Source organism: Sutcliffiella halmapala (genome assembly GCF_050107295.1).
Taxonomy (GTDB): Bacteria; Bacillota; Bacilli; order Bacillales; family Bacillaceae_I; genus Sutcliffiella_A; species Sutcliffiella_A halmapala_A.
Genome location: NZ_JBNIKR010000001.1, coordinates 618,686 through 643,184, shown reverse-complemented (window position 1 = coordinate 643,184; position 24,499 = coordinate 618,686). Strand labels below are relative to the sequence as shown.

32 protein-coding genes are annotated in these 24,499 nt (G+C 39.1%); 4 read left to right on the top strand and 28 right to left on the bottom strand.

Features of this window, described 5'->3' with window-relative positions:
• Positions 1-136: 136 nt before the first annotated feature.
• From ACQCT5_RS03200 to ACQCT5_RS03135, 14 genes are all read right to left on the bottom strand, one after another.
• On the bottom strand, positions 137-835 hold the full coding sequence (locus tag ACQCT5_RS03200) for a class I SAM-dependent methyltransferase (RefSeq protein ID WP_499638923.1): 699 nt from the start codon (positions 833-835) through the stop codon (positions 137-139).
• Between the two features lie 305 nt (positions 836-1,140).
• Positions 1,141-1,371 (bottom strand): hypothetical protein, encoded by a 231-nt coding sequence (locus ACQCT5_RS03195; RefSeq protein WP_499638921.1) that lies wholly within the window; start codon positions 1,369-1,371, stop codon positions 1,141-1,143.
• Between the two features lie 23 nt (positions 1,372-1,394).
• Positions 1,395-2,087, bottom strand: coding sequence for an MBL fold metallo-hydrolase (locus ACQCT5_RS03190; protein WP_499638919.1), 693 nt, complete (start codon positions 2,085-2,087; stop codon positions 1,395-1,397).
• Between the two features lie 23 nt (positions 2,088-2,110).
• Positions 2,111-2,875: an alpha/beta fold hydrolase gene (locus ACQCT5_RS03185; RefSeq protein ID WP_499638917.1), complete on the bottom strand. Its 765-nt coding sequence runs from the start codon at positions 2,873-2,875 to the stop codon at positions 2,111-2,113.
• A gap of 38 nt (positions 2,876-2,913) precedes the next feature.
• A complete protein-coding gene (locus ACQCT5_RS03180; protein ID WP_499638915.1) occupies positions 2,914-3,153 on the bottom strand; it encodes a hypothetical protein in 240 nt (79 codons plus the stop codon).
• A gap of 27 nt (positions 3,154-3,180) precedes the next feature.
• Positions 3,181-3,357, bottom strand: a complete 177-nt coding sequence (locus ACQCT5_RS03175) for a hypothetical protein (protein WP_499638913.1) — start codon at positions 3,355-3,357, stop codon at positions 3,181-3,183.
• A 35-nt stretch (positions 3,358-3,392) separates the two neighbouring features.
• The gene (locus ACQCT5_RS03170) at positions 3,393-3,845 is read right to left on the bottom strand and encodes a GNAT family N-acetyltransferase (protein ID WP_499638911.1); all 453 of its coding nucleotides are present in this window, start codon (positions 3,843-3,845) and stop codon (positions 3,393-3,395) included.
• Positions 3,846-3,900: 55 nt separating this feature from the next.
• Positions 3,901-4,599 carry a hypothetical protein gene (locus ACQCT5_RS03165; protein WP_499638909.1) on the bottom strand — a complete coding sequence of 233 codons (699 nt, stop codon included), beginning with the start codon at positions 4,597-4,599 and terminating at the stop codon, positions 3,901-3,903.
• Positions 4,600-4,954: 355 nt separating this feature from the next.
• Positions 4,955-5,467: a DinB family protein gene (locus ACQCT5_RS03160; protein ID WP_499638907.1), complete on the bottom strand. Its 513-nt coding sequence runs from the start codon at positions 5,465-5,467 to the stop codon at positions 4,955-4,957.
• A gap of 117 nt (positions 5,468-5,584) precedes the next feature.
• A complete protein-coding gene (locus ACQCT5_RS03155) occupies positions 5,585-5,917 on the bottom strand; it encodes an IDEAL domain-containing protein (RefSeq protein WP_499638905.1) in 333 nt (110 codons plus the stop codon).
• Between the two features lie 74 nt (positions 5,918-5,991).
• A complete protein-coding gene (locus ACQCT5_RS03150; RefSeq protein WP_499638903.1) occupies positions 5,992-6,414 on the bottom strand; it encodes an RrF2 family transcriptional regulator in 423 nt (140 codons plus the stop codon).
• A gap of 106 nt (positions 6,415-6,520) precedes the next feature.
• Entirely contained in the window at positions 6,521-6,931 is a 411-nt protein-coding gene (spxA, locus tag ACQCT5_RS03145) for a transcriptional regulator SpxA (RefSeq protein ID WP_499638902.1), read from the bottom strand.
• A 158-nt stretch (positions 6,932-7,089) separates the two neighbouring features.
• Entirely contained in the window at positions 7,090-7,770 is a 681-nt protein-coding gene (locus tag ACQCT5_RS03140; RefSeq protein ID WP_499638901.1) for an HAD family hydrolase, read from the bottom strand.
• A gap of 89 nt (positions 7,771-7,859) precedes the next feature.
• Entirely contained in the window at positions 7,860-8,249 is a 390-nt protein-coding gene (locus tag ACQCT5_RS03135) for a hypothetical protein (protein WP_499638899.1), read from the bottom strand.
• A gap of 256 nt (positions 8,250-8,505) precedes the next feature.
• Between ACQCT5_RS03135 and ACQCT5_RS03130 the strand changes: the two genes are divergently transcribed.
• Both ACQCT5_RS03130 and ACQCT5_RS03125 read left to right on the top strand, forming a co-directional pair.
• On the top strand, positions 8,506-8,787 hold the full coding sequence (locus ACQCT5_RS03130) for a DNA-binding protein (RefSeq protein ID WP_499638897.1): 282 nt from the start codon (positions 8,506-8,508) through the stop codon (positions 8,785-8,787).
• 162 nt (positions 8,788-8,949) lie between these two features.
• Positions 8,950-9,279, top strand: coding sequence for a hypothetical protein (locus tag ACQCT5_RS03125; RefSeq protein ID WP_499638896.1), 330 nt, complete (start codon positions 8,950-8,952; stop codon positions 9,277-9,279).
• Between the two features lie 94 nt (positions 9,280-9,373).
• Here the strand turns inward: ACQCT5_RS03125 and rarD are convergent, their stop codons facing one another.
• From rarD to ACQCT5_RS03070, 11 genes are all read right to left on the bottom strand, one after another.
• Positions 9,374-10,303, bottom strand: a complete 930-nt coding sequence (rarD, locus tag ACQCT5_RS03120; RefSeq protein WP_499638894.1) for an EamA family transporter RarD — start codon at positions 10,301-10,303, stop codon at positions 9,374-9,376.
• A gap of 207 nt (positions 10,304-10,510) precedes the next feature.
• Entirely contained in the window at positions 10,511-11,455 is a 945-nt protein-coding gene (locus ACQCT5_RS03115) for an LCP family protein (RefSeq protein WP_499638892.1), read from the bottom strand.
• Positions 11,456-11,556: 101 nt separating this feature from the next.
• Positions 11,557-12,009: a hypothetical protein gene (locus ACQCT5_RS03110; RefSeq protein ID WP_499638891.1), complete on the bottom strand. Its 453-nt coding sequence runs from the start codon at positions 12,007-12,009 to the stop codon at positions 11,557-11,559.
• A gap of 90 nt (positions 12,010-12,099) precedes the next feature.
• Positions 12,100-12,543 carry a DUF4830 domain-containing protein gene (locus tag ACQCT5_RS03105; protein ID WP_499638889.1) on the bottom strand — a complete coding sequence of 148 codons (444 nt, stop codon included), beginning with the start codon at positions 12,541-12,543 and terminating at the stop codon, positions 12,100-12,102.
• Positions 12,544-12,741: 198 nt separating this feature from the next.
• A complete protein-coding gene (locus tag ACQCT5_RS03100) occupies positions 12,742-13,122 on the bottom strand; it encodes a hypothetical protein (RefSeq protein ID WP_499638887.1) in 381 nt (126 codons plus the stop codon).
• 172 nt (positions 13,123-13,294) lie between these two features.
• Positions 13,295-15,190 carry a squalene--hopene cyclase gene (gene shc, locus ACQCT5_RS03095; RefSeq protein WP_499638885.1) on the bottom strand — a complete coding sequence of 632 codons (1,896 nt, stop codon included), beginning with the start codon at positions 15,188-15,190 and terminating at the stop codon, positions 13,295-13,297.
• 189 nt (positions 15,191-15,379) lie between these two features.
• The gene (locus ACQCT5_RS03090; protein WP_499638883.1) at positions 15,380-15,739 is read right to left on the bottom strand and encodes a hypothetical protein; all 360 of its coding nucleotides are present in this window, start codon (positions 15,737-15,739) and stop codon (positions 15,380-15,382) included.
• Between the two features lie 57 nt (positions 15,740-15,796).
• Positions 15,797-16,258 carry a hypothetical protein gene (locus tag ACQCT5_RS03085; protein ID WP_499638881.1) on the bottom strand — a complete coding sequence of 154 codons (462 nt, stop codon included), beginning with the start codon at positions 16,256-16,258 and terminating at the stop codon, positions 15,797-15,799.
• Positions 16,259-16,389: 131 nt separating this feature from the next.
• On the bottom strand, positions 16,390-16,875 hold the full coding sequence (locus ACQCT5_RS03080) for a hypothetical protein (protein WP_499638879.1): 486 nt from the start codon (positions 16,873-16,875) through the stop codon (positions 16,390-16,392).
• Between the two features lie 66 nt (positions 16,876-16,941).
• On the bottom strand, positions 16,942-17,079 hold the full coding sequence (locus ACQCT5_RS03075; protein ID WP_499638877.1) for a hypothetical protein: 138 nt from the start codon (positions 17,077-17,079) through the stop codon (positions 16,942-16,944).
• Between the two features lie 145 nt (positions 17,080-17,224).
• Positions 17,225-18,676 (bottom strand): spore germination protein, encoded by a 1,452-nt coding sequence (locus ACQCT5_RS03070; protein ID WP_499638875.1) that lies wholly within the window; start codon positions 18,674-18,676, stop codon positions 17,225-17,227.
• A gap of 172 nt (positions 18,677-18,848) precedes the next feature.
• On the opposite strand from ACQCT5_RS03070, the gene ACQCT5_RS03065 reads away from it, so the two are divergent.
• Together ACQCT5_RS03065 and ACQCT5_RS03060 are read left to right on the top strand one after the other, a co-directional pair.
• On the top strand, positions 18,849-19,481 hold the full coding sequence (locus ACQCT5_RS03065) for a LysE family translocator (protein ID WP_499638873.1): 633 nt from the start codon (positions 18,849-18,851) through the stop codon (positions 19,479-19,481).
• Positions 19,482-19,730: 249 nt separating this feature from the next.
• The gene (locus tag ACQCT5_RS03060; protein ID WP_499638871.1) at positions 19,731-20,555 is read left to right on the top strand and encodes a manganese catalase; all 825 of its coding nucleotides are present in this window, start codon (positions 19,731-19,733) and stop codon (positions 20,553-20,555) included.
• A gap of 50 nt (positions 20,556-20,605) precedes the next feature.
• Here ACQCT5_RS03060 and ACQCT5_RS03055 read toward each other — a convergent pair whose 3' ends face one another.
• Genes ACQCT5_RS03055 through ACQCT5_RS03045 form a run of 3 tightly spaced genes read right to left on the bottom strand, consistent with a single transcriptional unit; the run spans position 20,606 to position 24,354 of the window.
• The gene (locus tag ACQCT5_RS03055; protein WP_499638869.1) at positions 20,606-21,748 is read right to left on the bottom strand and encodes a Ger(x)C family spore germination protein; all 1,143 of its coding nucleotides are present in this window, start codon (positions 21,746-21,748) and stop codon (positions 20,606-20,608) included.
• Positions 21,745-22,839, bottom strand: coding sequence for a GerAB/ArcD/ProY family transporter (locus ACQCT5_RS03050; RefSeq protein ID WP_499638867.1), 1,095 nt, complete (start codon positions 22,837-22,839; stop codon positions 21,745-21,747). The genes ACQCT5_RS03055 and ACQCT5_RS03050 overlap by 4 nt, the downstream gene beginning before the upstream one ends.
• 24 nt (positions 22,840-22,863) lie before the next feature.
• On the bottom strand, positions 22,864-24,354 hold the full coding sequence (locus ACQCT5_RS03045; protein ID WP_499638865.1) for a spore germination protein: 1,491 nt from the start codon (positions 24,352-24,354) through the stop codon (positions 22,864-22,866).
• Positions 24,355-24,499 lie beyond the last annotated feature (145 nt).

The following is a 24,499-nucleotide window of genomic DNA, read 5'->3' as shown; positions in this document are numbered from 1 at the left end:
ATTGTTCTCAATCCTTTTTTTTTGATACTAAGACGATTAAGTGGCGCTTAGGTTTCCTTTAATCTAGAAATATTTTTGGGGAAAAATGCAAAAAAGAAGCCTACCTTTTTACAGATAAGCTCCATTAACCGCAACCTCATTTCACCCGCACCAAACCAGCCCAAAGAAACTCCTCTCCGAACCTTCCGCTCTCCTGATCCATTTTCTTCATTTCCCTTAATTCGATCACTTGGAAATCGTTTGCGAATATCTCTTGCAATCTTTCCTTCGAATACCCAATTCCACCCTTCATGCTCTTTTCGGCATACACTTCCCAATCCGGGGTATCTGGTGCCCCTTTCGTATTGAAGCAAACGATGCCAAAGTGCCCGTCTTTCTTTAATGCTTTTTTCACGATCTCAAGGTAAGCTATACGGCGGTGCGGTGGCAAATGGTGAAGGAGTCCGCAATCGTAGATGAAATCATAGGAATACGGTTCAAATTCAAAATCAAAAACGGATGCACAATGGAAGTTGATCGCGACTTCTTCCGCCTCCGCCCGTTCCTTTGCCCAGCTGACGGCATTCTCCGAAATGTCCAATGCATCCACCCTGCTGCCCATCTTAGTCATGTAGATGGCATTTCTGCCTGGTCCACAACCAAGTTCCAGCACCCGCTCCGGCAGAAGACCATTCTCGTAATAGGATACTAGATTCTCGTCAGGCCCCTGGATTTTGAAGAACGGGATGTCCATGCTTCTATCTTCATAAAAGCCCTCCCAAAAAGACTTCGAATCCCTAAGGAACTCGTCCAGCATGCTGTACAGATCATCATTATTTAAAATAGCTTTCCCCATAAAATAACCCCTTTTCATACAATAACTTGATATGTAATATTGTACCAATATGCTGTCCTTCTATTGTTACAGGGGGGTTAAAGATAGATTATATAGAGGAAATTCCAGGGTACAATGTACCGTTAAATCAGCCTTCACAGAGGTTTGCTCGCTTACCATTCACATTTTTACGAGGCAGGATACTTATAAGTACGTAAATCAAATTAGATTGAATAAGAAGTGCTGTACGAGCGTAGAAGAAGTTAGCACTTTCCAAGTTTATTTATCACTGTAATATTCGTAACAATTTTGTAATCTATATATCATTAGTTCTCTCTTATAAAACCAATAACCCCAAAAATCAATCCAGTAAACAACATGATATATTCAAATCCAGCCAATCTAGTGTTTTCATCTAATATTAAAACTCCACCCACTAATATAATGCTGATTCCCATTAACATAAACTTCATCCCTGATATTTTACTTGTGGTAGCAAGGATTAAAATGAGTAATCCTATTATTACAAGTAATGGGTAAGTCACTAGCGCCGACATAGCACTACCCCTCCAATCATTATTTAACTTCCAGCTTGGATAAGGTCCGATAAGAATGAATCCACATCATCCTTTAATACAACCCCATGCCCCGTACAAAGATACTTGGCATCAAACCTCCGAAGTATCTGCAACCCATTCATAAATAAAACAAAATTATGCTTAACTCTCATCTCCTCGTTATTAGCCCACTCCGAGATGAACTTTACATATTTATCTTTCATTTCTTTTCCGTTGCTTGTCACTTTTTCATCCAGTAATGGCTCACCAAAGAAACAAAGATGGTCTCCACAAAAAAGAACACCACTTTCTTGATGAAAAAGGGCGACAGAGCCAGGAGTATGGTGACCAAGGAGAATACACTCCAAACCGCTGATAGACGGACCATTATCTGGGAGCGTTCCTGTAAGATTGGCTTTCAGCTTTTCCGGCATTAGACTGAGATCTTCACTATGAATATAACTTTCTGCCTTTTCTAAAAAGGAAAGTCCGCCTATGTGGTCTATGTGACCGTGCGTAGCAATGAATGCGGAAATCTCACCTTTTTCTTTCAAGGCAGCTTCGAGATATTCGAAATGCTTCTCCTTACCCGAATCAATAAGTGTACAGCCATTCTCACCCATTAGTAAATAGCAGTTATTATAGGAATTCCATGATTCATCCCATAAGAGAAATCCGTACACATGGTCTGTTATCTTTTCAAAGAAGTATTTCAACAAATTCCCCTCCCTGCTGCCGATTAGCGACCGTCTAACAATCTCTTAATAGCACGTATCACCACATCAGGCGCATCATTCTGTATGTAATGGGCACTATTTTCCGCCATCACAAGCTCACCATTGGTAGAAATGTCAACTAGTTCCCTTTGCATCGCATTCCATAATTCCTGAGATTCCTTCGAATAATGTGCTTTCTTCCCGGCAGCCAATACCATGACAGGAACCTCTAATTTTCTATTGCATCCTTTAAGCTGATTCAAGCTTTTCATAAATTCATCATAGTTTCCTTCATGGGTGAATTGTTGGTTATATGCTGCCTGGAACTCCTCGGACATGGTTGGAAGAAACCGCTCCCTGTATTCCTCCGGGGTAGTATCAACAAGGACCATTCCAGCAACATCTTCAGGAAAATGCTCGGCAAAAATTCGAACATTCACGCCGCCAAAGGAATGGCCGACCAGGATATATGGAGGCTTAATGTCCAGTTTAGTTAATAGTTCCTTCAACTCTCCCACCATATGAATACTTGTTCTAGGGTTGGTGCTTTTTGTGCTTTTTGCGCTTTTGCCCAGTCCAGCTCTATCATATACGAGAACCTGCGTAGCCTTGGAGATGTCAGGTATGATTGGTTCCCATGCTTTCGAATAGTCTCCATATCCGGCATCCATGATGACTGTCGGGTTATTTGTTCTTTCTCCATAAAGTTTTGTGTATAAACTGGACTCTCCAACCTGAACAAAGGTTTCTTTGCCGGCTGATAGCCTCGATTTTTCTATAGGTTTCATCCAATTCCTCCTGTTAGTGTAAAAACATCCCGTAGCTTTCAACCACTTTCCTCGCTCGCTTTCCGCAACCTTTCATACTCCCGCCAATCTATCTCTTTAACCTTCCGATTCTCTCTGCCGCAGCTTTTGCAGGCATAGTTACCGGGGACGATAAACGGAAGCCAGCATATCAGGAACCCATAAGGGACGATAGCCAAAATAACGGCAATCGGTATTTTGAAGGCCAAGAAATTCTTTTTTTCTATCAAATCTGATTCACAATTAAGGCAAAGCTTCATTTGGCAGTCACCCCTGACGATAGGTCATTATTTGTTTGACACTGACTTAACTTTGTTAAACTCACTGCCGAAGCATCCAACAAATGAAACAACAAACCCAAAGAATGAAATACCGAGTCCGAATGTGGTTGCTGAGCCACTTGATGTCAAAATCAGTGCAATACCAAATAGAATAATAGAAATTCCCAAAAGTGAAAAACGCATTTTACATTTCTCCTTTTTTGAATAGAATTTTCCCCTTATAAATCCTGAACCAGACGAACCATGTCCCTGCACTGTATCCCATTTTCATAGATAGCTTCGGGATAGTGTTTGATAAAAAAGTCCTGATCCACACCGACAATCCGGAATCCACATTTCTGATAGAGGGCCAACTGTCCGATGCTTGAATTCCCTGTGCCAATATCAATGGTTTTGTAACCTTTGGACCTGGCTGCTTCAACCGCATCCATCACCAGTTGCCTTCCTATTCCTTTGCCATGATGATCCTCGGAAACTGCTACATTTACCAGCTCCACCGTTTCAGGTCGGGTTAGTAGAAGAACATAAACACCAATAATACGTTCTTCCAGTTCCGCTACGAAACATTCACCTCTTGTTATGTATTCTTTCACCATCGCTTCTGAAGGATCGGCCAAAAGCAGTAATTCCATGGGAGGTTGTTCGCCTTGTTTTAGTTTTCTTATGTTCATGTTATTCTCCTAACCAGGCTTGCTTTCGCCTCACACCATTTCGTCTTTTAATCATTTAGCGCTTCCCTCTTTTCCTCTTAAAATACCAAACCAGTAATCCCAGAGGTAGAACTGAAGCAGCATAGGGATACCAGCTTTGCCCTAAGGTTGCAGATGAGTAGTCCAGGTGCTTCTTCAAATAGTCTTGCAGGTATTCCAATTCCTCAAATACTTCTGGGGCAATTTCGTCTCTATTCAACACGTCAGAATCAATGTACTCTTCCCAATAGATGATATTCAGCGGAACGATTGCTTTCGGAGTGATGGGGTGATAATAGCCATCTCGCTCTTCTAGGAAAAACAGAATATCCTCGACTTCGGTTTTTAATTCTTCTTCCATGGATATGATCATTTCATCCAATAGATAGTCAGATGAACGGTAGCGGAAATGAGCGTCGGAAACATCGGTTTCCCCTTTTATTCCTGGTGTGGTTACTATCATAAAGTCACCTTGGGGCTCGCCTTTCAGGTAGGAGGTAACATCAATCTTCCAATCCGTAAAACCCAAATAGAATTCTTCTTTGACTTCAGGTTCTTCTACTCTCTCCGTTCGCTCTTCAAATGCTCCGTTAATTTTCCCGACAATTATCAGGTCGGCCCGCTCGACCATTATTTCGTAAGGGATATCTTCATATAAGGCGCCATATGCTTGGGGGATGGCGAGAACAAGAAAGCAGAAGAGGAGGGCAATTGTTTTTTGGTACATTGAATACATTCTGTTTCTCCTCCTTCCTATTATTAAATATTGTCGCTCGATGAACGAATATTACTTTGCAGTTGGCATAAAAAGGGTATATAGCACAATTCTAACATATTTTCCCTTTGTGGAATCCAATTATTTTCGGCTGCCCTGGGTGGTAGGCTCGGTGCATTTTGTCGAATTATGCGTTTTATCGATATCGACCTTGTTTTCGTTGATAAACAAAAATTCTCGTTGATATATGAAACTTTTCGTTGATATGGGAATTCCAACCGCTGGCACAAAATAAAAAACCCCCTATCTTGACGAGTTTAACACCTGGAATATCTCTATACGTAGCTCCCTGTACCATCTGATTCTTTTTGTACGGTCATTTTACTTCTTTTTTCCTCAGCTTTTCCACCAATTCTTCCTTTTGCAGCAAGTGATGGCGAAAATGCATACCTACGAGGTCGTACCATTCCCTAGCATTGAGCCATCCGAATCCACCATGTTGCACTTTATAGTTCGGGTTAACACCATCTACTTTCGTTTCCCACAGTCTCATCTTCTGCATAACCTCGTCTAGCCGGCTCATTAGTTCTTCCTTTGTATCTGAATTGTTCGGCGGAGCATTCAATTCGTCCGGTAGTTTGATTTTGATTGGAGGAAATCCACCATTTTCAAAAAGACGCTTCCCAAACTCCGTTTTACCGAGCGTTTGCTCTTCCTCTGATACTGCACAAGCCTCCATATCATTCAGGTACTCATGGGCAACGAGAATCACATGGTCATACATCTGACCGATCGACCAAACCCCTTCTGACGATATATGCCTTAGTTGTTCTGAGGAATAGTCCTGCAGTTCACTTTTGTAAGTTTCAATAAGCTTTAATTCATTCATTTGATTCCACTCCTTAACTCTTGGAAGACTTTTCTTCACAGCTTATATAATAGAATTCAACAAAAAAGAGCATTAACCCTTTTTGGATTAACGCCCGCTTTATTCCATCTATTTTGTTTAAAGAACTCCCTCAGCCAACTGACGCATAGAATTCAACTTCGAAGAGAGCTCATGGAACCATTCTTCATCCCCTGTAGATAATGCCAGGTCTATTTGAAAGAGGATTTGTTCTCTGTTAGTCACTAAGGAATCTGGCAGTTTCTTCACCCGTTTGCTTAACATTTGAATGGTTTTTCCAACAGTTTCTTTATTGTCGCTTGTGACCACGGTTACGTTCACTGCGCCGTCAAAGAGCGGTGATTCAATGTAACCGATCACCAATTCTCCGTCCCGTGATTCCCCCTTAATCCAATCACCAGTTTTTATAATGGAAGTATTATTGGATAACATCCTATTCACCTTCTTGAATTAGTTTTGGTATTCTGTAACTTTTTTCATTACATTTAAATCAAGAAAAAGCACACTTAACAGCCGCTTTGTTCTTCATTGACAAGATTGACTATTTCTTTAATGGTATAGTCCTTTAAATATTCGCCAAGGTATTTTTCAGCACCCATGAATATGGAAAACAAGACTTTATGCATATTTGCACCTACAATGCACTGTTCGTTCGATTCAGGGCATTTCGGCTGAAGCGCACCTTCAGAAGTAATGTTATATATATCATAGAGATTAACTTCACTTAATTCTAATGCAAAGATAAATCCGCCACCCGTTCCTTCTTTGGATTTGATAATTCCGTGTCTTTTTAACAAGCTTAATACTTTACGAATGCGGACTGGGTGAACTCCTGCACTCTCTGCGATGGCGTCACTTGTAGACATGCGGTCCGGCTGCAGCGCCAGAAGAGTTAAACTGTGAATGGCAAGGGTAAAATCACTGTTCATGACCTGCCTCCTAAGGAATGAAAACTTTACTGTTTTTTCTAAGATTATATGCTACAAAAAATCGTGTCAAGGAAAATAGGCGAAGCCATGGTTATGCAGGAAAAAACTAATTGTTCACCACGTTTTTCAGAGATCCATCCGGACTAATGCTTACAAATGTACGAAGCTTACGTGGCAGAAAACTGCGAATTTCTTCCTCGTTGTATCCAACTTGCAATCTTTTTTCATCCTGGATGATCGGTCTGCGCAGCATTTGCGGATTGTTCCTAATTAACCCATACAATTCTTTAAGTGGAAGTGATTCAATATTCACATTCAACTTCTGAAACGTTTTTGATTTAGTGGAAATAATCTCATCTGTCCCGTCTTCTGTCATTCGAAGAATAGATTTAATCTCATCGATTGTAAGCGGGTCAGATAATATATTTCTTTCCACATAGTCGATATGATGTTCTTCCAACCAAGCTTTTGCTTTTCGGCAAGAAGTACAGCTTGGTGTAGTATATAAATTGACCATATATTTACACGCTCCTTACATATTTTTATGAAACGGTGCTCGTCATTAAAATGAAATAAAAAAAATTACAGTTCAGTTAAAAAATATTGGTTACTATGATTGTTCATTAACACGATAACCTTCTCATACTGTAATTTTAATAGTTACAGTAAATAAAGTCAAATGTAATTTTTTGTATCATTTAATTCTTTAATTACAAAAGGTACCTCCGCAAGATCGTCCACGATATGATCCGCTTCAACATCGTTCCAGTGATCATCCCTTTTCCAAATCCCCTTCATACCAACCTGTTGAGCAGCTTTCACATCGTTATCAGGATGGTCCCCGATAAATACACTCTCTTCGGATTGAAGTTGAAGTTTCATTAATGCCCTTTGGAATATTTGCGAATCTGGCTTCTTCATTCCTTCCCATTCGGATACAAAAATAAGGTCCATATACATTTCAATTCCCAACGCCTTAACGTTATCCATTTGAAACTGCCCATAACCATTTGTGATGATACCAAGACGAAGATTGTTCCTTTTCAAATCCTCCAACATACTAATAAGATGGGGAAAAGGAACACAATGATTTCTAAACTCTTTAATGTAATCCTCAAGCAGATCTTCCCACGCCATCTTAATATTCAATTCCTTCACCAACTGCTGGTACACCTTATCCTTCCACACATACCCGCGGCTATCCAATTCAATGAATCTTTCCATATAATTTTCTTTCGGTATGTGACCCACCAACTCATATATGCGGTCATATTGCCGATTAATGAACAGTTTAACGGACGCATCTCTATTAAGAAGCGTTCCATCCAAGTCGAACAAAGCAGCTTTTATTCCCATTTTCATGCACGCTCCAATTGAAAAAGAGTTAACCCTCCTGGATCAACGCAAGCATATTATATTCAGCGTAAAATGAATGGTGTGAAATGTCAATGCGCACTATATACCCGATCCTGCACAAAGATATAGTCTTCTACGTCCAAATCCTTTATAGAATAAATAGCAGATCCTTTTCTTGCTAGGGTAGCTTCACCATTTTCCAACTGATATCCGGGATTGTTGCTTTCCTCACTGCCAACTACCGTAAAAGTGATGTTCCCCAGTTCCTCATCCAGATCATCTTCTGTAATATCAGCTGTCTTTTCTTCATCCAACTGATATTTCACGTCATTCCAAACCACCACATCAGCCCAATCAACAGAGGTGTGGATGACATTGTCTACGCCCAGTCCTTCTTCGTCATTCCCTTGCTCGTCGATGGCACAACCCATTGAAAGGATAAGTAAACCGATTATTACTATGGAAAGGAATTTGTTCATACTACTGCCCCTCTACTTATATTTCACAGCTAAATCTTGCAACGTATTAATGGCATTTAATGTTACAATTCTCTTTTCATTATTGTTTCCTGTTATCTCCAACATATTAAAGATATCGTGAAATTTCCTTATCAGAAGGATGTCTGCTTGATACCTCCAATTATAATTCGCAACAGAAAGAAAGTGGCTTTATCTTTTTGAAACGTTTTTCACACTGGCTCGTATTTAATAGGAATGAAACGGGAGGGATAAATCAATGGACATCAGTTTTTTCTGGATAGGGATTGGTCTAGCTGCATTAGGCTATTTTATTGGAGATGGTTTAAAAAACTTCAAAAATCAAAAAAATGCACCTAGCTACCCGACTTTGATTAAAAAGAGCGACTTGCACCTGTACTTAAATCTTACAAAGAATGAAGTGGAAGACTTGCTGTCAAAGCATCCGCATGCTCCTAAAATCGAGTTGAACGGAACAACCTATTTTCCGTACCAACAGTTTATGGAGTGGCTGGCTTCAAATGAAATTTACAAGAGTTGATTGTGTAAGTGGACAAGCAATCAAATAAAAAAGAGGTTGTCCGAATTATAAAAATTACAACCTCTTTTTTGACTTACTTGCTAACTTTCAAATTTTACCTTTTGGGCGAATTAGTGTGATATGATACTATTGATTAAAATTATTTTGGAGAGGATGATTAGTATGGAAAACGAATTGCTGAAACAGATATTGCAAGGGATTAATGAATTAAAAACTGATGTTTCGGTTTTAAAAGCAGACGGCATTGAAATTAAATCTGATATTAGTGGTTTAAAGGAAGGCCAAACAAGTTTACAGCAAGGTCAAACAAGACTCGAGCAAGATTTTGCCGCATTTAAACACGAATACAGAAAAGATATACAGAGAATTGAATTAAGACTTAATGGCACAAATGAAAGATTAGATTCCTTCAAATTTGACACAGATCTAATAATCGAAAAAGAAGCAAAGTTAGAATTTAGAGTAAACAATTTAGAAAAACATTTAAAATAACTTCTACTTTTCCTCTTGATTTTCTTGCTCTATCAAATGCAGACTTGTTAAACTCAGCATTTGATAAGACCATACCACTTAAGCCTATGTTCCTTTAAGCACTCTTACTCGACACAACAGCCCTTTTCATCCGCAGTCCCTTCGTCAATGTCACCGTATATAAAACCAACGCCAGCCAGATACACGTAAAGGCAACTAAGTGCACACCAGTAAATGGTTCGTGAAACAGATAGACACCGATAATCAGTTTGATGGTCGGTGCAATGTATTGAAGCAGCCCGATCATGGAAAGTGGGATACGCCTTGCTCCGCTAGCAAAAAGCAGCAACGGAATGGCTGTCACCACGCCGGCTCCCAGCAGCAAAAACGTGATACCTATACTTCCACCTAATGCTCCCTCGCCATTTCCGTGAACAACTGCTAAAAACAGGAGTGCAAAAGGGGTGATAAGCAAGGTCTCTATTGCCAGGCCGACCAACGCCCCTAGCTGGATCATCTTTTTGATCAAGCCATAGAAAGCGAAGCTAACCGCAAGCATGATGGCAACCCATGGAAACGAACCGAAATTCACTGTTAATACCAGTACTCCAATACCGGCTAGGATAATGGAAAGGGTCTGTAGCACGGACAGTTTTTCTTTTAGCACGATGACAGCCAAAAGAATGCTCACCAACGGATTGATATAATACCCTAAGCTCGCCTCGATAATGCGATCCTCATTCACTGCCCATATATACAGTCCCCAGTTGATGCTGATGAACACGGATGCACAGGCAACACCGAGAAACCGTTTCCTGTTCGTTACAAGTGCCTTCAGTTCAGTGAAAAAGCTCGAAAACTTATTTAGCAGAAGCAGAATCACTAACATGAAGACCAGTGACCACACAATTCGATGCGCCAATATCTCACTGGCCGGTACATCATCGACCAATTTCCAAAATAACGGGAGAATTCCCCATAGCATATAGGATAATGCTGCAAAAACAATCCCAAGATTAAGCTCTTTATTTGCTGATTGATTCATGGAAGCAACCTCTTTTTCTGATTGTATTTGTACCTAGTTTAGAGTGGCTTCGCGAATTTTGCAACGGAAATCTTTCGACTTACGAAGATTTTTGAATTACCAGTCCATTATTGCATTGACGTGCTTTGCCTGTCTTTTTGTAACTGAAACCATAAAAAAGCAGGAATCCCACGTGAAGATCCTGCTCTTTCTGTTCTATACTCGATTTTATTCCCCCAAAAAATCCTGAATCGCCTTTTTATTCGTTTCAATATCAGCCGCAAGCACCAGACCGGCATGTTCATAGCGGTCATCAGTGAATGTGCCGTCCATTGGTATTCTCAGGGATTCCATCTCACTCTTATTCTCAAAAAGGACATTTGGTCCAATTTTAATGAGAAGGGATTTTTCCATATTTGTCTTGATATAAGGCATGGCAGTCCCCATTATTTTGGGCAGTTTCACCAAAGTGTTAAACTCCGAAAACTCACTGCTTAACACCTTCAGCACTTCCTGCTGCCTCCGCACTCTTCCGAAATCACTTTCTGAATCCTGCCTGAACCGGACATAATCCAGTAGCTTGTCGCCATTCAATGTTTGCTTTCCAGCCGTAAGGGCATGGTCGATTCCTTTGGACATATCTTTTTCCACATCAATTTCAACGCCGTCCGGAAACGCCACATCCACGACCTTAGGAAAGCTTTGGAAGTCCACAATCGCATAGTAGTGCAGGTCGACACCAAAATTGTGCTTGATTGTTTTTCTTAATAACTCCACTCCACCGATAGCATGGGCTGCATTGATTTTGTTTGAGTCATGACCAGGTATTTCCACATAGGTATCGCGCATAATAGAGACAAGCTTCGTATCCTTTGTCTTTTCATCATACTGGGCAATTATGATGGTATCCGTTCTGGATTGCTCCTCTCCCCTTGCATCAATCCCCAACATAAGGACGTTATACTTCTCTTCGGTCACCTCTACGGGATTGAACTCGATCGGTTCATCGTCCAGAGTCGAATCGTCCTTGGCATTTTCAAATGCGCTTTTGTACTGTAGGTATCCATAAGAAAAAACTACTGCAATAAGAAACAGAGGAACAAAAATCAGGGACAGAATGATATATTTCTTCTTATTACTGCCCCTTCTTTGACTTCTTGTCATATTAGTCATAATTATACCCTATCCTTTGAAATTTGATTATTCAGAACAAGGTTAACAAAAACTAGAAATAAATACAAATATTTATAGATACTGTGAATTTATCATGTTAGTTAAAATTTCAGGTCAAAAGGTTCCCCTTCAAAATATACGGTTTTCACCTTTTCGAGTTTCGACTTTTCTATTGTAAATACAAATGATTTTAGGAAACCAATATCATCACAGCCATCTCCATCAGGAACCGTTTCTATGGATAGCTTGGTTCCATCTTCACTTAGCTCAAACCTTTCTATATCCTTTGGACATGAATTTTCCATTGTATGTGCAATTAGGATAGCAGATTCATCAAAGTTAATATCAGGTCGGTTCTCATTAAAGTTGAAGTCCCTCCATAAGTGCTCCAACTCCTTTTCCGTATACGCTATTTCTATTGCTCTTTCGCCTGCAACGGGACCTTTTGGACCGGTTTGCTCGTCGTGTATCAGACTTCCGCTAACAAGCTTGCTGTTGCATCCTATTAGGGAAAATACTAGCCAAATAAGAATTGCTCGATTAATAGCCTTCATTTTCCCACCTCAGTTAATATACTTTTCTTGTTCATTCTAAATCACTCCTTCATTGTGCACAGTTAGTTTCGGCTGTTTCTTCCCTCATGACTAATACAGAATCCCATCACTTCTCAACCGCTCCTTATCCTCCAAAGAGAATATTCCAGGAGACCAGTCTTCCAGATGACCGTGGCCGCCGATGATGTTTCCATCCACCTCATAGATGAAAATGTACATGTTGTTTCCATCAAAGATGGAGGCGTTCTCTCCTTTTCTTTGTTTTTCTTTCAACAAGTATCTCGTTACCTTTACTTCCTTGTTCTTATATTCCTCCAGGTCTAAACCCGCCTCTTTGTACATTTGGAGGGTTTCTGGCAAATAATCGTTCAAATTGATTATGTTCTCGTTTTCCATAGCTCTTATATGCCAGCCAAAAGAATCCAGATATTCCTTATGTTCTTCTGGAAAGTTTCCCTCAAAAAAAAGACCTCCAAATAAAAACAAACATCCGACCAGAATAAGCAACGAAAACAGCCGGCCTCTCAATCTCATTCGAATACCCCCATGCCAAATCTATAAGATTTTCATTTACATCATTCTAACTACAACACGCCGCAGCCGCTGTCATATCCTCTTTTTTAATCAGCACATTGTTTTCGTCATCTAATCTATAATTGATGCCTGCCTTTTCCAGTCTCGTAATCAGGATTCTCTTAGTTAAATATTGTCCATTCCCTCAGCCCAGATCATTTAATGGTCCTTGTCCTGCAGAAGAATGATTTCCTTCGCTTCTACTTGTCTTTGATCATTTTTCCTTATCTTAGTTTCCTTGTTGAATTTGACATTAACTACTGTATTCTCGTGAAAGCTTTCGAGAGTAAGATTGTTCCCATCCTCATCGGCCAGTTTGGTTCGTTCGCTGACTGTTACTTCACATAGATACATGATGGCTTCCTGGCTGTTAGCCCAAAAAGGCTTTTCGTTTTCGAATGCAGCAGAGCAGTCTACAAGCAGAGAATTTATCTGTACCTCTTGCACGGAAACTTTTTCAAAACCTTTTAACTTCTGTCTGGCTTGACAGCCAACAAGTAATATTAAGAGAAGAACAAATATTATAAAATTTCGTTTCATGTATACCTCCCTCTTAGGGTTTTCAACAACCTGTCAATCCCTCTTCAGTCTTAATACCAATTATTTCAAAATAACCAAATATTCTCAATCTTTTTCTGTTCAATACATAAAAAAACACACTCTTTTGAGAATGTGCTAATATCCATTTTCCCTCTCATCCTGCAACTCAGTTCTATTGTTTCCCCTGCCCATATTTATTCCTGTAATGACCAAGTGCCTGCAACGGCCAAATATGCTTATAACTGTGGTAGTGAATATAGTAGCTCCCTGGAATACCAGCACCTGTAGGATACCTGGAAATCCAATCATTTTGTTCAAATTGTTGTAAAAGAGCCCTAATTCCCTTTTCTATTTGAGTTGTTGGTTGATCGGACACAGAAATAAGCGCATCCAGTGCCCAGGCAGTTTGAGAAGGTGTGCTACGCTGCAAGGGAATATACCGTTTCTTTATGTCACTCTCACAAGACTCGCCCCATCCTCCATCAGGATTCTGGATGGAGAGCAACCAGTCGACAGCCCGGCTTATGATGCGATCAGTGGCTGGAACTCCAATGGCTTTTAGACCTGTAATGGCTGCCCAGGTGCCATAGATATAACAAATTCCCCAACGACCATACCAGGATCCGTTCGATTCTTGGTTGTGTATTAGCCATTCCTTCGCCAGACTTAGCGGTTCAGAATCATGCGGCATGGATGTATATTCGCCAAGGAAGTATAGAGTCCTCCCAGTCAAATCGGCGGTGGATGGATCAAAAAGCACTCTATCCTCGTATCGAAAAGGTACCAGGGGCAAAAGGTAATTGTCCGTATTTTTTTCAAAAGCGGACCAACCGCCATCTTCATTCTGCATGGACAAAACCCACTCCACCCCTTTGTTCCAGGCATCCCGGAAACGGTCATTCGATTGGGCGTAGGGGGTGATTACCCGTAAGGCAGCGGTTGTGTCATCAATATCCGGGATCAACGTATTGATATCTGAAAAGCCCCATCCACCCGGCTCAACTCCTGGATTTTTTATGGACCAGTCCCCATATTTGTGCTGTTGTTTTGAAAGGATATAGTGGCTGGCTTTTTGAAGTGATCTATGTTGGAGAGGAACGCCTGCATTGTACAATGCGGCTGTCATTAAAGCCGTATCCCATACAGTTGATGGTGAATTTTGCACAAAAGTAGTACCGTCAGTTGAAGTTTTGCAAATATAGGATTTCATCCCTTGAAATGCATTCAAGATATTGGGATGATTTTTACTGTATCCCAATGCAAGAAATGCGAAAACCATAAAGAAGCTTGAGCTGAAGTAGCTACATAACGTCCCATTTTCTTCTATTCTATCTATTATGTAGCTTTCCGCTTTTGAGTAGGATTTTTTTCTTAAGGCATCAGGTGTACCAGCCAGCTTTTCCATTGCATAGGTCACAAAATGCTGAAGTACTTCCATTCCCTCTAAAGGCCGTGAATCATCCATATCATTAATCAGGTAGGATATGTTTGGAGTCTGTGATGTTTGAAAGGAGGCATTCTTGTTGCTGCAGATGATAATGGGTATCCAGTGAGCCCTTGCATATCCGACGAGATGGTAGATATTAATCGGAAACCATTTAGGCAGCAGCATGATTTCAATCGGAATACTTTTTACAATACTTGGCCACTCTATCTGACCAGTCAGCGCTAGCATCATCTTGGTGAGCCAATCACTTTGTAACAGTCCACCCTTACTCTTTATAAAATTCTCCGCCTTGCGCATATTACTTTCTTCAGGATTTGCGTAGCCTGAATAAAGCAAGGAAAAGTAGGCCTCTATCGTTGCACTTAGATTTCCATCGACTTCATCATCATGCACTTTCCAGGATCCATATTCAGTTTGCTGCCCCTTAATCCGTTCAACCAGCCTCTTCATTAATTCCTCTTCATCCTTCATCTCTAAAACTCTGATAAGAATGATCATATAGGCATCTGTCATGATACTTCCTTCAAAACAAAAATTCCAAGCTCCGTTATCAGACTGTTTGCTTAGCAAATAATTAGTCATCTTGCTTATTTTTTCGTTTACAATATCCATTGTTTTCATACATTCCTCCAAAATGGGTTTGTTAGTATAACTTATGTGCATTTATCCAATTTAGAAGAATGTTGCGGACGAACTGGCACGCCCACTTTTTCAACAAAAATAACCATGCAGTATAAACAACATGGTTATTTCTGATTTTGACTGGTTTACACTACCAACCATTTTTTGAATTCTAATAAACTACCTGATTTATTTCACTAATGGAATCAGATAATCGAAGGTATCTGATTCTAGATTCTGATACCTCTCCATCTTACTCCCTGCAGGTTGAAAACCGTACCGGATGACTACCTGGATGTAGGAAAAACACAGAAAGGCATCATCTGCCCGGCAATCCTGCATGACAGCAAATAGGGTGGGAGGAACCTTTTCATATCGGATGTTTTCAATGTTCTTCAATTGAGCGCTGTTACTAACCTCAAACCCTACCTCCCCGATTATCTTTTCCTCGGTAACCTTCTCAGTTCTGAGATATACCTGTTCTGAACAAGGAATTCCCTGATCCCTCTTATAGTCGTTTCGCGGTAAAAGTTCGTACCACTCCTTCATTTTTTATTTACATTTTCAGGATAAAAGTTAAACCTAGTTTAAGGTCAATGGATAAATTCATTTTTTTGAAAAAGATGCATTCCGACTGATTATTTTCTTATTAACAATAATAATCAGGAGTGATAATATTATTAAAATTATTCCCCCACCTATAACTAGATGAAGAGGATTATACTTTCCTCCGGCATACTCACCATCCCAGTCAGCCTTTATATATTTACCTCCGTCTTCAACAGCTATTGCAGTATCTGTACTAATTCCTTTGATTGAAAAATACTTTGTGCCTTTTTTATAGGTATTAGAAAAATTCCCATAATAAGTGCCTTCCTTATCTGAATACTGTGTTACATGTCCTATTTCTTTATCAATCTCAGTTACATATTCATCGCTGACCACATAAATATATCCTTCATAGATCACAAATGAATATGCCCAGCTAGCAAACTGCTTAGTTGGTAGTAATAAACAAAAAATAACTGTCATTAATAAGATAAAACTGAGTGATTTATTAATTCTCATACACCAGCCCCCTTAGTAACTTGTGCGACCATCTACTACCAATTATTTCAAATGCCAACCATTAACTCAATCTATAATTTGATAAAAAAGGAAGCTTACCTCATTCCAGATAAGCTTCATTCGAACTGGTACTATTCAAAAGACTCCGCCATTTTTATTAATTGCTCTTTACTCACTTCTTTTGGTGTAAGCTTATAATAATAAGTGATCTCATAGTTCAAATCATTATCTTGCCAAGTAAGAATCCTTTTTCCTGAACCATCTGAGAAAAACACTCCTTGTAACTCATCACCTAAACGGACACTTTCTTCTTCAAAACCCTTTTTATATTCTATTTCTTTTCCACTAATTCTGACTTCTAAAGTTTCTTTATGTAAATTCGTTAAAGTAACTACAATCTCGTGTTTCTCAAAATCAAAATTCGAACTAGATACATTCGTTTTTTCAAATGGAACTTTTGTAGGAACCTTGGCTTCAAATGGTAAGCCTTCTATTTGTTTAGAGAAATCTGAATGATTATATTCATACATCTTCCCGCTCCAATTAGACCACCCAATCGTGATTCCCCCAATTGAAATTAATAAAAAGGTAAAAGCAATAAAGCTGCGTCTTTTCATTTGTATCCCTCTCCCCACACGAATAACCCTTACATTAACCACTTTATAAATTCTCTCTTAACTCGATTAAGAATTAACAATAATATTAATGAAGATATAGATGATTGCCACACAAAACAACACCACATCCACCTTTGCCAAAATACATTCTGTCATATATATCGTCTCTATCGAAATACTTTTTTTACCTTTGTCCATATTCATGGATATCCCCCCTACTATTCAAACGAAGGATCCACACATTAAGTTCCAGACTTAACTTTATTTGTTTTCGGATCATTCTTTTACACACGAAAAACCGAGCACTAATAAGCGCTCGGTTTTAAAATCTTCATCTATTTTCACCAGGTTATTTATTATCTTCAGTATACGTATGCTTGCTGTTGGTAAGTTTCTGTAAATCTTCTCTATATATTGTATCTTTCAATTCCTCCATCTTAAATGGAATTAATGGGGAAAGATAGGGAACTCCTACTGATTTTAGGCTCACCATATAAATTATTTGAAGGGTTGTAGCAATAATTATCCCGGTAAATCCAAAAAAATTAGCAGTAAGCAAAAAAAATATTCTTAAAATGTTATCAACTACTACCAGTCCCCTGTTTGCACCGAGGAAACTTGAAAGAGTTGTGATTCCTATCACGATCAGACTGACGGGGTGGATTAACTTTGCTGTAACAGCCGTTTCGCCAATGACAATTGTTCCGATTAATGATACCAAAATTACTGCCGTTTGCGGAAGGCGGAACGAAACATCAACTAGTATTCTTATCAAAAATATTAGAATGACAATTTCCCAAAAGGTAGGCAACAGCTCATCCTTAGAAATGATTGCTTCTGAAATCTTTTTTGGCAGATCATCTTTGTGAAAATTTGCTATCGCAATATAAACGGCAGGCAGATACACTCCAATAAAAAATGCGAACAATCTCATTGCCCGGCTTGTAAGCCTGCCCAATGGAATGTGATATTCATCAGGTGCCTGAAGAAATTCGACAAATAGGGCAGGAGTCAAGATGGCGAAAGGGTAGCCATCAACAATAATAGCTACTCTTCCTTCAAATAAGGAAGATACCACTCCGTCAATTCTTTCTGAATGTCTTATTCGTGGAAAAATAGACCTTGGTTTTCCCTCTAACACATCCTCAATTACTCTCTCACTAAGGACATACTTTATCGTAAGTCTATTTAATCTCTTTTTCACTTCTTTTAATATTCCTTTATCGACAATGCCTTCTATGTATAAGATGGAAACTGATGTTGGGGAAATCGAGCCCAACTCTATTGTATCTACACAAAAATCGGGAGTTTTTAATGAACTTCTTATCAGATTGATATTTGTTTTCATTTTTTCAGTCAGTCCAATTTGGGGACCTCTTGCGGTACGTTCTCCTAGAGTTGCTTCGATGCTTCTTTCGGCCCACTTAGGAGATGGAATGATGATTCCTTGTTGATACTCGTCTATCAGTAAAACGGTACTCCCCTGTATGATGGCATCGGTCAAATCCTTATACTGAATTGTGGTCTTTACATCTGCCGATTCAATGATTCTCCCCATTATCTGATCTATGAGTGCTTCCTTCATACCTACAGTCTTGAATGGTTCCAGTAAAGGCTTGACCATATGTTCCTGAATAAGATCTAAATCAATGATTCCGTCCAAATAGACAATTGCCATTTCGGCAGAACCTTTGAAGCCCACTTTTATTTTTCTTACAATAAGGTCAGAAGTATGGTGGAAGGTATTCTTTATATTCACGATGTTTTCATCAAGGCATTTATGAATTTCTATGTTAGGCATCCTTCATCCTCCCTTAAAGTTAGTATTAGGAAATGGCAAAATACTATACTTTTTTACGGAGATATCACCGGTCTGTATTTTTTTAAAAAGAAAAAGAATAATAATGTTCTAAACATTCCGTTTTCTGATAAAATGAGGCTTAACAAATTTCATTAGATTGGGGATCATCAACATGGAGAATTTCTATCTGTTTGTGATTATGAGTATTCTGCTAATCATTCTGCCCGGTCCTGATACTGCAATTGCCACCAGAAATACTCTTTCTGCAGGAAGGTCTGGGGGGTTCAAAACGTTAGCGGGGACATTTTGTGCGCTGCTCATTCATACTCTTGCAGCTGTAATTGGTCTTTCTGCTCTCATCGTAAAATCAGCCTTTCTGTTTTCGATCTTCAAATATGTTGGTGCAGTGTATCTTGTGTATTTGGGCATCAAGACGTTACTGGCGCTCAAGAACAAACCTGCTACCGGCCCCGAAGACACAGGATCCATACGAAAATATAAGAATCAGTCCCATTTCAAACAGGGGTTTCTGACAAACATGTTAAATCCTAAAGTTGCTGTTTTCTTCTTGACATTTTTGCCTCAGTTCGTTCATCCAGGCAGCGACACTTTAGTACCGTTCATCCTTATGGGTCTTACTTATGCCATCCTGACAGCTGTTTGGTTTATCATGTATATCCTTCTTGTGGACCAAATCAGCGCATTTATGAAACGACCAAAAACCACGACAGTAATTGAATCCATCACAGGGGCTGTGCTGATCGGGTTTGGAATCAAACTTGCAATGGAAAAAGCCCAGCATTAATTTCATACCAGGTTATAAAAATTCCACCATTCAAAGTTTCAAAAACTCTCTCCTTGGAGGACTGAGTTTTTGGAACTTTTTTCATTTAGACCCGCCCTTATCAGAAACATAAAAAGCACCCTGATTTTCTACTAACTACGCCTTGAACATTATAATGAGTTAGCAATAGGCCTGTCCCGATAGCTTGGATATTTTCTCTTTCTTTGGGGATGCTAAAGTAGGTAAATTTAATATAGGGATGTGTTTTTTATGTTTTTTCATGTGAAGGAGCTTCAGTATCGCGCCAAACCAGATCGTGCAGATCCGGTTTATGCCAAGAAACTGCAAGAGGTTTTAGGTGGTCAGTATGGTGAAATTTCTGTTATGATTCAATATTTATTTCAAGGCTGGAATTGTAGAGGCGAACAGAAATATAGAGATATGTTACTGGATATTGGGACAGAAGAAATTGCCCATGTTGAAATGCTTGCTACAATGATTGCTCAGCTTCTGGATAAGGCTCCTGTTGAAGAACAAGAGCAAGCAGCTCAAGATCCGATTATAAAAAGTATTATGGGTGGGATGAATCCTCAGCATGCAATTGTCAATGGTTTAGGTGCAAGTCCGAATGATAGTGCGGGATATCCATGGAATGCCAGGTACACCATTTCAAGCGGAAACTTATTGGCAGATTTCAGGGCGAATCTAAATGCTGAAACGCAAGGTAGGCTTCAAGTCGTCCGATTATATGAAATGACAGATGATGCCGGGGTAAGAGATATGCTGTCCTTCTTAATAGCCAGGGACACCATGCATCAAAATCAATGGGCAGCAGCTATTGAAGAGTTACAACAAAAAGAAGGCTTTGTTGTGCCCTCCACATTTAATAAGGAATATGAAAAGCAAGAGGTTTCCCATCAATTCATTAACTGTTCACAAGGTACTGAAAGTAAGCTAGGACGCTGGGCAAGTGGTCCTACGATTGATGGACAAGGTGAGTTCACCTATATAGAGAACCCTTCACCTGCAGGCCAAGCCCCAATATTAGCCCCTGCGCCTGGTTATATCCATGGTACACCGATTAATCCAGCATAGAAGAAATAAAGGATTGGAGATTCTCCAATCCTTTTAACTATTATTTACACTTAATGGTGTATCGGATCTTTATTAAACAGACCTTTTTGTCCAGTAGTATCAATATTAAAGTCAACTTTTATCGTAAATACCGCATCTTTGAATCCCGTTTCCTTCCAATTCAACGATTCAAAAAATGCGCGATTTTGCGCCCGAATTCTTTGTCCTAGTAACCATGGTTCTACATTGGCTTCTTGCATTTTTTTGACGGTATTTTCAATATCATTCTTTACTTCCGTATTTATATTTGTTTCTAATTTTTTTATAAAGTCTTTGGATGTTTCACCAGCGGATAGTTCGACAATATTGCCATCTCCCTTTATTGAAATGTAGATTGATACAGGAACTGTTTGCTGGAGTTTCACCTTACTCTTCATCATCATACGGGCCAATGATACAGAGACTAATTTTTCTCCTGATTCCAATTGTGTAACATAGTTCATTTCTTCTACCTTATTACCTTTTATCAATTCGCTAGCTGCTACTTCTTTCCCCTGAAGTATTTCTACTAACTTATCGTCCTTCAATACACCCATATCTTCTATGATAATTTCATTCTTCTCTGTCGCTGCATATGGGATCGTAGCCGCAGAAGAGACCGTATTTCTATCGCGCCTATACTGAAACACTCTAACGGGTAAGGACCGGGATAATTTTTTATCTGCGCGAAAAAAACGATTGATGTACAAGGATGGGAGCTTAATAAGTGGCGATTCTGTTTTTAAAAACTTTCTAGCTTCTTCATCCTTACTGATAATCAGAAAGACCTTATTTCCGATATCGGGGATTCTATCAACTAAATCCAACGCACCATTTATACTTTTTAGGGCAATTGCTTCCGATATGATAATAACTTTTAACTGACCAAAGAATAGTACATTCGGAGTCTTTGATTCCAAATTCACAAGCGCATCCCAAATTGTATCTCCCTCACTTGTCAGCACTTCAAACTCTCCAGACTTTGCAGGACCCGCACCCCCATTCTCGCTTTTACCGAGAATGGGAAGCTGAATGCTTACCTTGTACTGCAATTCTTCCCCTTGATCAATCGAGATACCAAGTACCATCCCACGTTGATCAATTTCTCGCATATCATTACACCCGACTAAACAAAGGAGAATACATATCAATACAAATGATGTTTTTCTGATCATGAATAACTCTCCTGTTGTTTCTTTTGTTTTAGAATGACAATCAATAATGATAAACAAGGAACGACAAAAGAAGCTAAAAGCACATTCACGTTGTAAACTTGCCAAGCATCGATAAACTGATAAGGAACCAAATAGGCATATAAAAAGAAAAATGGAGTAATGATGAAAATAAAAACCACCCTTTTGACTCTCGGCATTAACTGCTCTAGGAGATAAAGCGAAAACCAAAACAATATACAAGACACTTTAATAAAGGAAATAGTCCAAAAACCCAAAAATAACAGATCCATTCTTTCCAGAAGCCCCGTACCCGGTGTAATGGATTGCACCAATGTTATTATCGGGGAAATCAAGTGGATAGCTTCTTCAAATCCAAATACCCCCAGGACTACCAGGCTAAGAGAAACATAAATGAGCATGACAAAAAATAAAGCTGTACTCATTGCTCCGAAAATTTTTTCTTCTTTTTTCATAAATTGTATCACTGCAAGTAGTGTGACAACTCCTCCATACCTTGCAGCATCAGATAGAGAACTTACTAGAAATGTATGGATATCCACGTCCATGATAGGAGGGATGAATATCCAATTAAAATATTCGCTGAAAAATCCCCACACTATAAATGCTCCTAACATCACGATCTCCGCAATGACAAAAAAAGAAACAAATCTGACGATTGTCAAAATCCCATAATGAACGGCTATTGATATCAGGAGGATAAAAGGGATCAGAATAATGATTGTTGGGGTTGTTTTTAGCAAAAATGTTCTTACCAAAAAGGTTAGGTCCTGCGTAACCTTCATCGTACTAAAAATCGAACTAAAGATCAGGTAAACCATAACCACTAAATAAACTATAGCACCAGCCTTTTTTCTCAACTCCATAAAGAAATCGTTATTCCCATAGATTTTAAAGTACCTCGATATAAGCCATAATAGGAGAAAATATGGGATGGAGGTAATAATCAATTTTAACCAAGCACTTCGAATTTCCCCATCCGCTACATATGGTAAAAATGCTACACCTAGTGTGATAGTAGATGAGAATGTAATTGCAAATAGGTCAAAGGTTCTTAATTGTGGACTATTCATTTGAAAGAAAACTCACGTCCCTTCTTACTTTTGCTTAGAATATCTATTATTTCTTAGTCGGTAAAATACATCCAAAAATTCTTTAGGATTAAACGGACTAACTGGAGAAAGATATGGTTTTCCAAAAGATTTAAGATTACAAAGATGCAAAGTAAGATATGCCACTCCAATTGTCAATCCAAATATCCCCAATAACGCAGATAGTATAATTAATAGATATCTTGCAATTCTCCAAGAGGAGATTAAATGCCAAGTCGGCAGAGTAAAGGAAGTTATCGCTGTTGAGGCACTGACTATTATCATGGTATTGCTCACTAGGCCTGCTTCTACCGCAGCCTGCCCAATCACTAGACCACCTACAATTCCAATTGTCTGCCCTACAAAGCTTGGTAGTCTTAAACTTGCCTCTACTAAAACATCCAGGGCAAAAACCATCATTAATGCTTCCAAATAAACAGGAAATGGGATATTGTTCCGCGAGTCGGCAATAGATAATGCCAGAGTGGTTGGCAATAATTCCGGATGGTATCCCACTAATGCCACATAGAGACCCGGAAGTATTGTAGCTACCAATATTGAAATGATTCTCAGCATTCTGATAAACGAATTATCCAATGCCATCCTATAATTGTCCGGGCTTATCTCAATCAGATTAAATAATGTTACAGGCAATATAATACAGAAAGTAGAGTTATCAACGATCAGAACAATTTTCCCCTGACTTAATGCAGTAGTAGCATAGTCAGGTCGTTCCGTTTCATACACCTGGGGGAAAATAGAAAGAGGAAAATCTACAATTTTCTTCGCAAGCTCCCCTCCATCGGTCAATTGCTCCATATTCAAAGATTCCATTCTTTTTATCACCAGCTCTAAAAGCTCCGGGTCCACATATTCTTCCAAATACATTAATCCTACCTGAGTGTGACTAAGACTACCGACCGTAAATTCATTTAGTTTCAACCTAGGGTCTTTTATCAGTTTTCTAACTAAAGAAATATTGGTTCGCATATCCTCAATAAATCCAATCTTTGGACCGTAAACCTGATATTGAGAAGTCGGTTCTGTTAAATTTCGTTTTTCGGTCTTCTCATATTTCACCAGTAATGGACCTTCAAAAGGCAAATGTATAATGATATGGCCTTCTAAACACCCTTGGATGCACTGCTTCCAATCTTCCGGTTTATAGTAATCCGATCTTTTTAAATTCATGAAAACCTTTTCTTGATATTCAACTGCAATGCAATCTTCTTTCAATAAAAGAGCTTCTTCCAATTTTTCTATATCTGCTATCCCCTGGATATAATAGGTAAAGATTCCACCTTTTTCTTCACCTCGAATGTACTGCTCTCTAAAGTCATCGCTTCCTTCAAAGGCTTTTCTTATTAGATGACGGAATGTCTCCTGGTCCTGAGGAAGGCAATTCAAGTCATCGATTTTCAATTTTTCTATTAAGTAGTTATCGTAATTGGGTTTGATTGGTGATGGTTGTTTGGTTGATCGTCTTTTCTTGAACATTCAATAACCCCATTTAACTTTTTTGCAATAGGCAGCAGGAATACATGTACCTCTCACTTAATTTTCCAAAAAAAAAATAAATTATCCCTAAATGACAGGACAAAGCTAGTTGTGTTGTGTCAGATGTGAATAAAGTATTAATTGA

Coding starts and splice junctions, on each gene's coding strand:
- ACQCT5_RS03200 (WP_499638923.1), bottom strand. CDS start 835: ATGGGGAAAGCTATTTTAAATAATGATGATCTGTACAGCATGCTGGAC.
- ACQCT5_RS03195 (WP_499638921.1), bottom strand. CDS start 1,371: ATGTCGGCGCTAGTGACTTACCCATTACTTGTAATAATAGGATTACTC.
- ACQCT5_RS03185 (WP_499638917.1), bottom strand. CDS start 2,875: ATGAAACCTATAGAAAAATCGAGGCTATCAGCCGGCAAAGAAACCTTT.
- ACQCT5_RS03180 (WP_499638915.1), bottom strand. CDS start 3,153: ATGAAGCTTTGCCTTAATTGTGAATCAGATTTGATAGAAAAAAAGAAT.
- ACQCT5_RS03175 (WP_499638913.1), bottom strand. CDS start 3,357: ATGCGTTTTTCACTTTTGGGAATTTCTATTATTCTATTTGGTATTGCA.
- ACQCT5_RS03170 (WP_499638911.1), bottom strand. CDS start 3,845: ATGAACATAAGAAAACTAAAACAAGGCGAACAACCTCCCATGGAATTA.
- ACQCT5_RS03165 (WP_499638909.1), bottom strand. CDS start 4,599: ATGTATTCAATGTACCAAAAAACAATTGCCCTCCTCTTCTGCTTTCTT.
- ACQCT5_RS03160 (WP_499638907.1), bottom strand. CDS start 5,467: ATGAATGAATTAAAGCTTATTGAAACTTACAAAAGTGAACTGCAGGAC.
- ACQCT5_RS03155 (WP_499638905.1), bottom strand. CDS start 5,917: ATGTTATCCAATAATACTTCCATTATAAAAACTGGTGATTGGATTAAG.
- ACQCT5_RS03150 (WP_499638903.1), bottom strand. CDS start 6,414: ATGAACAGTGATTTTACCCTTGCCATTCACAGTTTAACTCTTCTGGCG.
- spxA (WP_499638902.1), bottom strand. CDS start 6,931: ATGGTCAATTTATATACTACACCAAGCTGTACTTCTTGCCGAAAAGCA.
- ACQCT5_RS03140 (WP_499638901.1), bottom strand. CDS start 7,770: ATGGGAATAAAAGCTGCTTTGTTCGACTTGGATGGAACGCTTCTTAAT.
- ACQCT5_RS03135 (WP_499638899.1), bottom strand. CDS start 8,249: ATGAACAAATTCCTTTCCATAGTAATAATCGGTTTACTTATCCTTTCA.
- ACQCT5_RS03130 (WP_499638897.1), top strand. CDS start 8,506: ATGGACATCAGTTTTTTCTGGATAGGGATTGGTCTAGCTGCATTAGGC.
- ACQCT5_RS03125 (WP_499638896.1), top strand. CDS start 8,950: ATGGAAAACGAATTGCTGAAACAGATATTGCAAGGGATTAATGAATTA.
- rarD (WP_499638894.1), bottom strand. CDS start 10,303: ATGAATCAATCAGCAAATAAAGAGCTTAATCTTGGGATTGTTTTTGCA.
- ACQCT5_RS03115 (WP_499638892.1), bottom strand. CDS start 11,455: ATGACTAATATGACAAGAAGTCAAAGAAGGGGCAGTAATAAGAAGAAA.
- ACQCT5_RS03110 (WP_499638891.1), bottom strand. CDS start 12,009: ATGAAGGCTATTAATCGAGCAATTCTTATTTGGCTAGTATTTTCCCTA.
- ACQCT5_RS03105 (WP_499638889.1), bottom strand. CDS start 12,543: ATGAGATTGAGAGGCCGGCTGTTTTCGTTGCTTATTCTGGTCGGATGT.
- ACQCT5_RS03100 (WP_499638887.1), bottom strand. CDS start 13,122: ATGAAACGAAATTTTATAATATTTGTTCTTCTCTTAATATTACTTGTT.
- shc (WP_499638885.1), bottom strand. CDS start 15,190: ATGAAAACAATGGATATTGTAAACGAAAAAATAAGCAAGATGACTAAT.
- ACQCT5_RS03090 (WP_499638883.1), bottom strand. CDS start 15,739: ATGAAGGAGTGGTACGAACTTTTACCGCGAAACGACTATAAGAGGGAT.
- ACQCT5_RS03085 (WP_499638881.1), bottom strand. CDS start 16,258: ATGAGAATTAATAAATCACTCAGTTTTATCTTATTAATGACAGTTATT.
- ACQCT5_RS03080 (WP_499638879.1), bottom strand. CDS start 16,875: ATGAAAAGACGCAGCTTTATTGCTTTTACCTTTTTATTAATTTCAATT.
- ACQCT5_RS03075 (WP_499638877.1), bottom strand. CDS start 17,079: ATGAATATGGACAAAGGTAAAAAAAGTATTTCGATAGAGACGATATAT.
- ACQCT5_RS03070 (WP_499638875.1), bottom strand. CDS start 18,676: ATGCCTAACATAGAAATTCATAAATGCCTTGATGAAAACATCGTGAAT.
- ACQCT5_RS03065 (WP_499638873.1), top strand. CDS start 18,849: ATGGAGAATTTCTATCTGTTTGTGATTATGAGTATTCTGCTAATCATT.
- ACQCT5_RS03060 (WP_499638871.1), top strand. CDS start 19,731: ATGTTTTTTCATGTGAAGGAGCTTCAGTATCGCGCCAAACCAGATCGT.
- ACQCT5_RS03055 (WP_499638869.1), bottom strand. CDS start 21,748: ATGATCAGAAAAACATCATTTGTATTGATATGTATTCTCCTTTGTTTA.
- ACQCT5_RS03050 (WP_499638867.1), bottom strand. CDS start 22,839: ATGAATAGTCCACAATTAAGAACCTTTGACCTATTTGCAATTACATTC.
- ACQCT5_RS03045 (WP_499638865.1), bottom strand. CDS start 24,354: ATGTTCAAGAAAAGACGATCAACCAAACAACCATCACCAATCAAACCC.